At 65.5% G+C, this 10989-nt stretch carries 7 protein-coding genes and 1 pseudogene; 6 read left to right on the top strand and 2 right to left on the bottom strand.

Annotated elements, in window-relative coordinates:
- The 3 genes and pseudogenes from VB737_RS12095 to VB737_RS12085 form a co-directional block, all read left to right on the top strand.
- Window positions 1-358: pseudogene (locus VB737_RS12095) on the top strand (GTP 3',8-cyclase MoaA); the annotation flags it as partial.
- The gene (locus tag VB737_RS12090; protein ID WP_500313268.1) at window positions 348-5048 is read left to right on the top strand and encodes a GAF domain-containing protein; all 4701 of its coding nucleotides are present in this window, start codon (window positions 348-350) and stop codon (window positions 5046-5048) included. The pseudogene VB737_RS12095 and the gene VB737_RS12090, both read left to right, overlap by 11 nt.
- Window positions 5048-6832 carry a two-component system response regulator gene (locus VB737_RS12085; RefSeq protein WP_500313266.1) on the top strand — a complete coding sequence of 595 codons (1785 nt, stop codon included), beginning with the start codon at window positions 5048-5050 and terminating at the stop codon, window positions 6830-6832. Before VB737_RS12090 ends, VB737_RS12085 begins: the two co-directional genes overlap by 1 nt.
- Here the strand turns inward: VB737_RS12085 and VB737_RS12080 are convergent.
- Window positions 6786-9044 carry an FdhF/YdeP family oxidoreductase gene (locus VB737_RS12080; protein ID WP_500313264.1) on the bottom strand — a complete coding sequence of 753 codons (2259 nt, stop codon included), beginning with the start codon at window positions 9042-9044 and terminating at the stop codon, window positions 6786-6788. The genes VB737_RS12085 and VB737_RS12080 overlap by 47 nt on opposite strands.
- A gap of 122 nt (window positions 9045-9166) precedes the next feature.
- Here VB737_RS12080 and VB737_RS12075 point away from each other — a divergent pair, with 122 nt between their 5' ends.
- Entirely contained in the window at window positions 9167-9616 is a 450-nt protein-coding gene (locus tag VB737_RS12075; RefSeq protein WP_500313262.1) for a VOC family protein, read from the top strand.
- Here VB737_RS12075 and grxC read toward each other — a convergent pair.
- The gene (gene grxC, locus VB737_RS12070; RefSeq protein ID WP_106219572.1) at window positions 9613-9879 is read right to left on the bottom strand and encodes a glutaredoxin 3; all 267 of its coding nucleotides are present in this window, start codon (window positions 9877-9879) and stop codon (window positions 9613-9615) included. The two genes, VB737_RS12075 and grxC, sit on opposite strands and share 4 nt — an antisense overlap.
- Before the next feature lie 122 nt (window positions 9880-10001).
- On the opposite strand from grxC, the gene VB737_RS12065 reads away from it, so the two are divergent.
- Both VB737_RS12065 and VB737_RS12060 read left to right on the top strand, forming a co-directional pair.
- Window positions 10002-10343: a YciI family protein gene (locus VB737_RS12065; RefSeq protein ID WP_500313260.1), complete on the top strand. Its 342-nt coding sequence runs from the start codon at window positions 10002-10004 to the stop codon at window positions 10341-10343.
- Window position 10344: 1 nt separating this feature from the next.
- The coding region (locus VB737_RS12060) for a sigma factor (protein ID WP_500313258.1) at window positions 10345-10989 on the top strand (645 nt) is incomplete at its 3' end.

Genomic DNA, 10989 nt, shown 5'->3' with positions numbered 1-10989 from the left:
CCACGGCACCGCCGGCCGCTGGCGCTACCGCGACCGCGCCGCTGATGCTGCCGGAGCCGATGGCGGCGCCCACCTGGCGGTGGTGGCCTCGATCACGGCGCCCTTCTGCGGCGACTGCAACCGGCTGCGGATCACCGCCGACGGGGTGGCCTACAGCTGCCTGTTCGCCGCCGACGGCACCGACCTCAAACCCTTGTTGCGGCCCGGCGCCGATGCCGCCGGTCTGGAGCGGGCGCTGCGCCGCCTCTGGATGCAGCGCCGCGATCGCTATAGCGAAGAGCGGCAGATGGTTCGCCCGGGTGAGGGGGTGGCGACGCCTCCACGGCCCCAGGCGGAAATGGCGTATCTTGGCGGTTGAAATCCGGTTTTCGGCCGGTATAATTTCAAAAGTGAAGGAGTTGCACCCGCCTTTGCCTGTTGGTGGAACGGATCATTTCGTCTCCTCTCTGAAGGCTTCGGTCATCCCCGATCCTCTGGTGGTGGCGCCGACCACCTCGGTGGCTGAGACCGCGGCCCTGATGGCCGAAGCCCTCGCTCCTGTGGGCCAGCCCAGCGATTTCCCGGACCAGGACAGCTCCCATCAGCACGCCCGGGCCAGCTGCGTGGTGGTGGTGGACCAGACGCAGCGGGTGCTGGGCAGTTTCAGCAGCATCGATCTGGTGGCGCTGGCGGCCACAGCCCCGTCCCTGCACGCCCAGACCATGGCGGAGGTGATGGTCCAGCCGGTGCTGTGCCTCTCGGAGCGGGAACGCCCTGGACTGGTGGAGCGCCTGCGGGAGCTGAGCCGCTGGGGGCGCCGCTATCTGCCCGTGGTGGATGACCAGGGCGCGTTGCTCGGCCTCCTCCATCTCGACCAGATGCTGCGGGCCAGCCAGCCGCCCGCCTCGGCGCTGGCGGACAGGGCCACGGAGCAGGACGGTGCTCCGCTGCGCCCCCGCGCGCTCCAGGCCCACCGGTTTCTCGTCGAGCTGGGCAGCCAGATCCGGGGCTCGATCGGCCTCCAGGACATTCTCGAAAGAACCCTGCACCACTGCCGCGAACTCCTGGACTGCAGTCAGGCCAGCATCTGGAAATTCGAGGATGGCTGGCGACAGGCGGTGGTGGTGGTCGAATCCAGCGATTCGAACCAAAGCTTGTTGGGCCTTCGATTTGATGACTGCTGCTTCGATCAACGTCTCATCGAGCTCTATCTCGGCGGCCATGTGCGGATCATTGCGGACGTTGACCGGGCCGGCCTTTCGGAGTGCCACCGTCAGAAGCTGATCAGCCTGCACATCCGCGCCAAGGTGCTGGTCCCGCTGATCAGCGGCGGCACCCTCTGGGGCATGCTCCAGGTGAGCGAGAGCGAACGGCCCCGGGACTGGCAACCGGAGGATGTGGAGTTTCTCAAGGCAGTGGCGGTGCAACTGGGCATCGCGCTGCAGCAGGACCGCAACTCCACCCTTCTGGAGGCCAGTGAGGAGCGGTTGCGCCTGGCGCTGAAGGCGGCGGACCAGGGCCTGTTTGACCTGAACATCCAGACGGGCAAGGCGATCGTGAGCCCGGAGTACGCCTTGATGGTGGGATACGACCCGGAAACGTTCGAGGAGACGAATGAGCGCTGGCTCGAGCGACTCCATCCTGATGATGTGGAGAAGGCACGCCAGACCTTCAACGACTACCTGAGCGGCAAGCAACCGACCTACAAGGTCGAATTTCGCATGCGCAACGCTGACGGTGACTGGCAGTGGATCCTCTCCCAGGGCAGCATCGTTGAGTGGGATGGCGCCGGCAAGCCCCTGCGCATGCTTGGTACCCATACGGAGATCAGCCAGCGCAAGCAGGCCGAACTGGCCCTGGTGCACCTCAACGCTGAGCTGGAGGAGCGGGTGGAGGAGCGGACACTCCAGCTACGCAGTGAGGAGGCCAGGCTCCAGGAGCTGTTCAACAACACCAATGATCTGATCCAGAGTGTGCGCCTCGAGGATGGGCACTATGAGTTTGTGAACCGGGCCTGGCTGCGGTTGCTTGGCTACGAACTGGTGGAGCTGGGCGCTCTCACGCTCTATGACGTGATTCACCCCGACAATGTTCCTCACTGCCGTCGGCTGATCGAGGAGATGCGAACGGGCTCCGTTCTCGACATTGACAGGATCGAACTGACCTTCCTCACCAGGGACAGGCAGGAGCTGATCGTAGAGGGCAGCGTCAACTGCCGTCAGGAAGGGGGCGTGGCGGTAGCCGCCCGGGGCATTTTCCGCGACATCACCGATCGGAAACGATCGGAACGGATGCTTCTGGAGCGGGAAGCGCGCTACCGCGCTCTGATGGAAGGGGCCAGTGATGCCATTTTTCTGGCCGACACGGAAGGCAACCTGGTGGAGGTGAACCGCCGCGCCGAGGAACTGCTGGGCCTCGGCAAGAACCAGCTCCTGCAGATGCATTTCTCCCAACTCCATCCCAGTGAAGAGCAGGAGCGGGCCAGAGCCGCCTTCGGCAGCCTGGCCGATGGCCAGCCCCGCCAGCTGCTCAATACACGAATCCAGAACAGCAGCGGCCAGACCATTCCGATTGACATCACTTTTTCGCAGCTGAAGCTCGGCAACAGTGTGATCAACCAGGTCCTGTTCAGGGATATCAGCGAACGGCACACATCCGAGCAGATCGTTCGGCAGCAGGCCCAGCGCGAGAGCCTGCTGCGTGAGGTGACCCAGCGAATTCGCCAGTCCCTCGACCTTCAGACAATCTTCGACACCGCCTGCGAAGAGATCAGAGGTCTGATCGGCGCCGATCGTGTGGGCGTCTTCCGGTTCCACGACGGCTCGGGTTTCAACGATGGCAGCTTCGTGGCGGAATCTGTCCTTGCGGATTATCCATCAGCACTGAAGGCCAACGTCCATGATCATTGCTTTGGGGACCACTTTGCCAACCTCTACGCTGAGGGCCGATTCTTCGCCTCTTCGGATATTCAGGAAGATCGGTTGGAGGAGTGCCACCGAGATATTCTTTCGCAGTTTCATGTGCGGGCCAATCTGGTGATTCCCTTGGTGCCAGGGGATGTGTTGTGGGGATTACTCTGCATCCACCAGTGCAGCCATGCCCGTGAATGGTTGCCCAGCGAGATCGATCTGGCCCAGCAGCTGGCCAACCAGCTGGCCATCGCCACCCAGCAGGCCCTGCTCTATGAGCAGGTGCAGACGGAGTTGGAGGTGCGCCAGCAGGCAGAGCAGCGCATTGCCCAGCAGCTCCGCCAGCAGGAAGCGCTTGCCATGATCGCCCACCGCATCAGGGAAACCCTGAATCTCGATGACATCCTTGGCATCGTCGCTGCCCAGGCAAGGGCGATTCTTCAATGTGAACGCGTCATCGTCTTCCAGTTGCATCCGAACGGGTCGAGTCAGATCGTCAGCGAATCGGTCGATCAAGACTTTCCAAGCCTCATCAGCATGTGCTGGGAAGATGAGGTCTGGGATCAGGAGATCCTCGACAACTACTTGAATGGCGATCCTCGAATCGTTGGCGATGTGATGAATGATCGCTGGACGGAGTGTCTGGTTGATTATTCCAATGCCGGCCAGATCAAATCAAAGATCGTGGCGCCCATCCTGGCTGATTCCTGCTCCAACACGGACAGCCGTTGGAATGCGCCGAACCGCCAGAGGAAGCTCTGGGGTGTGCTCGTTGCCCATGCCTGCACATCCGTGCGGTCCTGGAAGCTAACGGAGGCTCAGACGCTCCAGCAGATTGCCAATCAACTCAGCCTGGCCATCAACCAGAGCGACCTGTTCACGCAACTCCAGCAGGAACTCACGGAAAGGCAGATCGCCCAGGTTCAGCTGACGGCGAGCAACAGCGAACTGGCATTGACCAATGCTGAGTTGCAGCGGGCCACGTACCTCAAGGACGAGTTTCTCGCCAACATGAGCCATGAGCTGCGAACCCCTCTCAATGTGATTCTTGGCATGGTGGAGGGATTGCAGGATGACGTGTTCGGCGTGATCAACCAGCGCCAGGGGAATGCCCTTTCGAATGTACAGCTAAGCGCCACTTATCTGCTTGAGCTGATCAACGATATCCTCGACCTTTCCAAGTATGATGCTGGTCGTCTGGAGCTCAGCTGCGCGCCAACCAGTATCGCCCAGCTATGCCAGTCGAGCTTGGCATTCATCAAGCAGCAAGCCTCCGATAAGGAGATCCAGCTGTCGATCAGCATGGAAGAAGCGCTGCCCGAGCTCTTGATCGACGAGCGGCGTATGCGCCAGGTCCTGATCAACTTGCTCAGCAATGCTGTCAAGTTCACCCATTCCGGTGGCAAGGTCACTCTTGAGGCCTCCCTTAGGACCGACGTTCAAGGGGCTTCCGGTCCCTCCTCCCTTCATGGGATTTTGCGTCTTTCCGTCGTCGACACGGGCATCGGCATTGATCCTGACGACCAACAGAAACTGTTTCAGCCCTTTGTTCAGATCGACAGCGCCCTTAACCGTCAATATGTCGGTACAGGTCTTGGGCTGGTTCTGGTGAAGCGCATCGTCGAGCTCCATGGGGGCAGCGTCGCCGTGTCCAGTGTCCTTGGGGCCGGCAGCACGTTCCATGTCGATCTGCCTCTCCTGCACCTGGCCACCAGCACCGCCGGCAGCATCGACAGCCCGCCGTCGAGCGAGATCTCCTGCCTGTGCACACCAAGCCGCTCCGCCCCCTTGATTCTGCTGGCAGAAGACAATGAAGCGAACATCACAACGGTGTCCAGTTATCTGATGGCCAAGGGCTATCGGGTGATGATCGCCAGAGATGGCCTGGAGGCCGTTGACATGGCGATGACCGCTGACCCTGCCCTGATCCTCATGGACATCCAGATGCCCGTGATGGATGGATTGGAAGCCATGCGGAACATCCGCGCCACATCCATTCCGGTCAATCTGCCGATCATTGCCCTGACGGCCCTGGCCATGGATAACGATTGCGAGCGTTGCCTGGAGGCAGGTGCCGATCGCTATGTCAGCAAGCCGGTCACGCTGCGGAAGCTTGTGTTGATGATCGAGGAGCTGTTGACGCCCAAGGTGGCACGTTGATGGGGGCCTTCTCAATCCTGGTCATTGACGACCAGCCCTCCAACTTCGATGTGATCGAAGCCTTGCTCAGTTCCCCCCACAGCCAACCGGTCTCTGGGCATACCTACGCGTTTCATTATGCCAATGGAGCCCAGTGTGCCCTCGACGGCCTTGCCTTCACCCGGCCTGATCTGATTCTGCTCGACGTCATGATGCCTGGCATCGACGGCCTGGAGCTCTGCCGCCGTCTCAAGGCCATGCCGGAATGGTCCGCCGTGCCGATCATCATGGTCACCGCACTGGCCTCGAGGCAGGATCTGGCCCGTTGTCTGGATGCCGGCGCCGACGACTTCATCAGCAAACCGATCAACCGGCTGGAGCTGGTCGCACGCACCCGCTCGATGCTGCGCATTCGCCAGCAGTACCAGGAGCTTGAGGCGTTCAACACGCGGCTCGAGGGCCTGGTGGACGAACGCACCGCCCAACTGAAGAGCCTGCTCTACGAGGATCAGCTCACCGGCCTTCCCAGCCGAGCCTTTCTGACGACGTCGTTGGCGACGGCCTGCCGAGCCGACAACCCCCAGATGGCCGTGGCTTACCTCGACTGCGACGACTTCAAGCGGGTGAATGGCGCCTTCGGCCATGCCTTCGGCAACCAGTTGCTGAAGGCGATCGCCCAACGCCTCCTGGACCATCTCCGCCCCGGCGATCTGCTGGCCCGCATGGGGGAGGATGAATTCTGTTTTCTGCTCTTCGAGGCCCCCGATGAGGCGGCGATCGCGAGGTGGGTGGAATCGATTCGCGAGACTTTCCTCGCTCCGTTCTCCATCGGCAGGATCAAGATCCCTGTGACGATGTCCATCGGCATCGCCCTGGGCATGCAGACCGTATCCTCACCGGAAACGATTCTCCAGGCGGCCGATGCGGCCATGTATCTGGCGAAACGGCGCGGCAAGAATGGTTCTGAGACGTTTGACCGTGCGCTGCACTTCGCCACCCGCGATCGACTGATTCTCGAGAACGACCTGCTCAGGGCTCTGGAACGGGAGGAATTCATCAATTACTACCAGCCCATCCTGCATCTGGGCTCCCGCAAGATCGTGGGATTCGAAGCGTTGGTGCGGTGGCAGCACCCCTCCCGTGGCCTGGTGTTTCCCGATGCCTTCATCCCTTGCCTGGAGGATTCCAGCCTGGTGGTGCCGGTCGGGCGCACGATTCTTCGCAAGGCGTGTCTGCAGCTCTGCCGCTGGCACGACGGCGGCTGGCCCGGGTTCACGATGAGTGTGAACCTGTCGGCGCGCCAGTTCGAAAGCCCCACGCTCCTTGATGACATCGATGCTGTGTTGGTGGAAACGGGGGTTGATCCCGCCTCCCTCAAGTTGGAAATCACCGAAACGTCCGTGATGGGTGATCCGGAGGCTGCCACGCTGTTGATGCAGAAGATCCGTCAGCGGAAGATCCAGATCAGCATCGATGATTTCGGCACAGGCTACTCCTCCCTCAGCTACCTGAATCGTTTCCCGATCGACAATCTCAAGATCGATCGATCCTTCGTGAGCCAGCTGGAGGAATCGAGTGAAAACCTTCAAATTGTTGACACGATCATGAGCCTCAGCAGACAGCTGGGCCTGGCCGTGATCGCCGAGGGCATCAGCACCGCGCGGCAGCTGGCACTGCTCATCGACCTGGGCTGTGAATTCGGTCAGGGCTACCTGTTCTCCCGCCCCCTCCCCAGTGAGGAGATCGAGGCCCTGTTTCTCACCCTGCAGCCACCGGACCCCGCACCAGCACCGGCACCCGCTTGAAGGCCGGGGTGCCGCAGCGGGGGTCGATCACGGCCTTCATGATCACGTTCACCTCGGGGTAGAACATCAGCGCGGCCCCCTCGCGGATCTCGCCGGGGATGATCTCCACCCCATCGAGGGCGCCCGCCTCCCCCTGCACCGTCACCCGCTGGTGGGCCGCCAGGCCGCAGCGGCGCAGGTCGGCCCGGTTCATCAGGATCGTGTGGCGGTGGGGCATGCCCCGGTAGCTGTCGCCGGCCTTGTAGACGACGGTGTTGTGCTGGCCGTAGCTGCGGGCCGTGATCAGGGCCAGCACCAGGCCGGTTTCCCCCGGCCCGAGGCCGCCGAAGTGCTCCGCCTCCGGCAGCGTGAGTTCGGGCAGGGGGGTGGGCGCCACCCGGGCCCGGCCGCTGGGGGTGGGGAAGGCCGGGGTGTCGAACAGGCGCCCCTCGACGCTGAACTCCTGCCGGGTGGCATCGATGCGGGCGATCGGGCCGTAGCCGGGCACGGTGCGGCCGATCAGTTCCCGCACGTAGGACGGATCCTGCAGCCTCCCCCAGTCGATCGGATCGCTGCCCATCCGGCGCCGGGCCAGCTCGGCCAGGAAGGCCACCTCGCTGATCAGGTCGGCGCCGCGCAGGTGGGTGGTGCCCGGCTCGTTGAGGCGCACGTAGTTGTTGCCCGATTCGGTGGTGGTGCGGTGCGGCGTCTCGAAGCGGTTGAACACCGGCAGCACCAGGGTCTGGCGGGCGGCCAGGCCGTGGAAATGGCCCTGGTTGGGCTTGGTGGCCAGGTACAGGATCGTGTCGATCCGGCCCAGGGCCCGCCTCGCCTCGCCGCTGTCGGGGTTGGCGCCCCAGAGGTTGCCCCCCAGGCACAGCAGGCTGTCGACCCGGCCGGCATCGGCGGCCTCGATCAGGGCGCGGGTGTCGTAGCCGGGTACCCGGCTCAGGGGGCGCCCCAGCAGCTGCTCAAGGGCCTGTTGCATCTCCGCCCGCAGCTTGACGGTGACCCCCATCGAGCCGAAGCCCTGCACGTTGGAGTGGCCCCGGATCGGCATGGTGCCGGCGCCGGGCCGGCCGACGTTGCCGCTGAGCAGGGCGGTGTTGGCGATCGCCTGGACGTTGTCGATGCCGTTGGCGTGGTGGGTGATGCCCATTGCCCAGGCGAACACCACGCCCCGGGCCGCGGCGATCACGGCGGCAGCATGCTCCAGTTCCTGGCGGCTGAGGCCGCAGCTGGCGGTGATCGCCTCCCAGGAGGTGCGCTCCAGCTGCTCCAGCAACGCTTCCCAGCCGTCGGCGTGGGCGGCCAGAAAGTCGCGCTTCACGGCGCCGGTCTCCAGCAGGGCCTTCTGCAGCCCCAGGAACACGGCCGTGTCGCTGCCCGGCACGGGCTGCAGGAACAGGGAGGCGATCTCCGAGCCCGCCAGCATCGAGCGGATCGGGAAGGCGGGGGAGCCGAACTTCAGCAGCCCCACCTCGATCACCGGGTTGATGACGATCACCGTGCCGCCCCGCTGGCGCAGCTTGATCAGTTCGTTCATCAGCCGCGGGTGGTTGGCCGGGGCGTTGGAGCCCACCAGCACCACGCAATCCGCCTGCTGCAGGCTCTCCAGGCTCACCATCGAGGTGCCCGAGCCGAAGACGGCATTGAGCCCCACGGTGGAGGGGGCGTGGCAGAGGTCGGAGCAATCGGCCAGGTTGTTGGACCCCATGGCCCGCAGCAGCAGCTGCAGCAGGTAGGCGGCCTCGTTGGAGGAGCGCCCCGAGCTGTAGGAGGCCACCCGCTCCGGCGGGCGCTGGAAGGCGGCCTCGGCGATGGCGAACACGTCGTCCCAGCCGATGCGCTCGTAGTGGCTGCGGCCCTCGCGCAGCAGCAGGGGGTGGCTGAGGCGGCCGAGGCGGTCGGCCTCCATCGAGGAGAGCTGTTGCAGCTCAGCCAGGCTGCGGGTGCCGAACACCCCCTCGCTCACCGCCGGCTGCAGCTCGGCCATGATCGCCTCGACGCTCTTGAGGCAGCGCTGCAGCGGCTCCCCCAGCTCGTCGAAGAAGCCGCCGTGCTGGCCGCCGGTGCCCCAGGCGCAGGAGAGGCAGGCGCTCCTGTGGTTGAGGGTCTGCCAGAGCTTCGGCCCCCGGGGACTGAGGGTGGCCTTGGCCCAGCCGTCGATCAGGGGCCAGCCGCCGCCCTGGCCGGGCGTGGCGGCATCGGCGGGGCTGGCGTTGTCGCTCATCGGGCCGGCCGGAGGTGACCTTCACTCTGGCCGCTGGGATCCCCGGGTGGGGGGCCGGGGCTACCTCCGGATGGCGCCGGGCCCGGCGAGAATCGGGCCAGCGTTGGAGCGAATCGGCAGCCATGATCCGGCATTTCGACCACGTCACCGTCGTTGTGCGGGACCTGGCGGCAGCCCGGCACTTCTTCGGCCTGCTGGGCTTCGTGGAGGACAAGGCCGTGCTGATCAGCGGGCCCCCGTTCGCCGACTACATGGGGGTGGAGGGCATCGAGGCCGACCATGTGACGCTCGTGCTGGCCGGCGCCACGCCGCGGCTGGAGGTGCAGCTGCTGCACTACCGCCACCCGGAGCCCCTTCCCGAGCCGGCCATGGACAACCTGGCCCGGGTGGGGTTCAACCACGTCTGCTTCGCCGTCGACGACCTGGAGGCCACGGTGGACCGGCTGCAGGCCGCGGGCGTCGCGCTCCGCAACGCGGTGATGGAGTTCCATCACCGCAAGCTGGTGTTCCTGCGGGGGCCGGAGGACATCACCGTGGAGCTGGCGGAATGGAAGGGGGGCGCCGCCCCCTAGCTGGCGACGGCCAGCAGGGCATCCAGGCGTCCCTGGCGCTCAAGGGCGTAGAGGTCGTCGCAGCCGCCCACATGGGCATCGTCGATGAAGACCTGGGGCACGGAGCGCCGGCCGTCACGGCCCCGGGCCACCATTGCGTCACGGGCGTCCTCGTCACCGTCGATCACGTACTCCTCGTAGGCCACACCCTTGCGGTCCAGCAGCTGCTTGGCCCGGATGCAGAACGGGCAGAAGCGCCAGGTGTAGATCTCGACCTTGGGCATGGAGGGCACACGGGGTGGGGCGGAATGGATTGATTCTGTCGAAATGGCGGCCCGCCGTCCGTCATGGAGATGACGCAGGCCCTTCGGGAGTGTGTCCCCCACCAACCTTTCGAGTCCCCACCATGCAGTACGCCGTTCTGATCTACGAAAGCGAGCAGGACTTCGCTGACCGTCCCGGCCTGATGCCGGCCTACGCCGCCTACTCCCAGGCCCTGGCCGCGGCCGGCCACATGGCCGGCGGCGAGGCCCTCCAGTCCCCCCACACCGCCACCACCGTGCGCCTGCGCCACGGCGACCGGCAGGTGCAGGACGGGCCCTTCCCCGACAGCAAGGAGCAGCTGGGCGGCTTCTTCCTGATCGATGTGCCCGACCTTGACGCCGCCCTCACCTGGGCCGCCCGCTGCCCGGCGGCGGAGCGCTGCGCCGTGGAGGTGCGGCCGGTGCTCGCCATGGAAGCCCCCTGAGATGGAGGGGCGGCGGGCGGCGGAGCTGGCGGCACGGCAGTCCTTCGGCAAGCTGGTGGCCTGGCTCACCGCCCGCTGCGGCGATGTGGCGGCGGCGGAGGACGCCCTGGGGGATGCCTTCCTCGCCGCCCTGCGGCGCTGGCCCAGCGAGGGGGTGCCCCGGGCCCCCGAAGCCTGGCTGCTGGTGGTGGCCCGGCGGCGTCTGATCGACCGGGTCCGCCGCGACCGGAACCTGGAGCAGCTGCTGCCGGAGCTGAATGCCGCGACCCCCGGCCTCGATCCGGACACCTGTGAGAACGCCATGGAGATTCCCGACGAGCGGCTGCGGCTGCTGTTTCTCTGCGCCCACCCGGCGATCGATCCGGGGATCCAGGCGCCACTGATGCTCCAGACCGTCCTGGGGCTCAACGCCTCCCGGATCGCCGCCGCCTTCCTGGTGGCGCCGGCCACCATGGGCCAGCGGCTGGTGCGGGCCAAGGCCAAGATCCGCGATGCCGGCATTCCGTTCGTGCTGCCGGAGGCCGAGGCCTTGCCGGCCCGCTCGGCGGCGGTGCTGCAGGCGATCTACGCGGCCTACACCAGCGGCTGGGATGGCCGCGGCGAGGCCGCCCGTGGCCGCGGGCTGACCCAGGAGGCGGTGCTGCTG

The organism is Synechococcus sp. BA-120 BA3, assembly GCF_034931285.1.
Classification (GTDB): Bacteria; Cyanobacteriota; Cyanobacteriia; order PCC-6307; family Cyanobiaceae; genus Cyanobium.
Note: the sequence above shows the minus strand (reverse complement) of the source record. Positions and strands in the feature narration are given on the sequence as shown.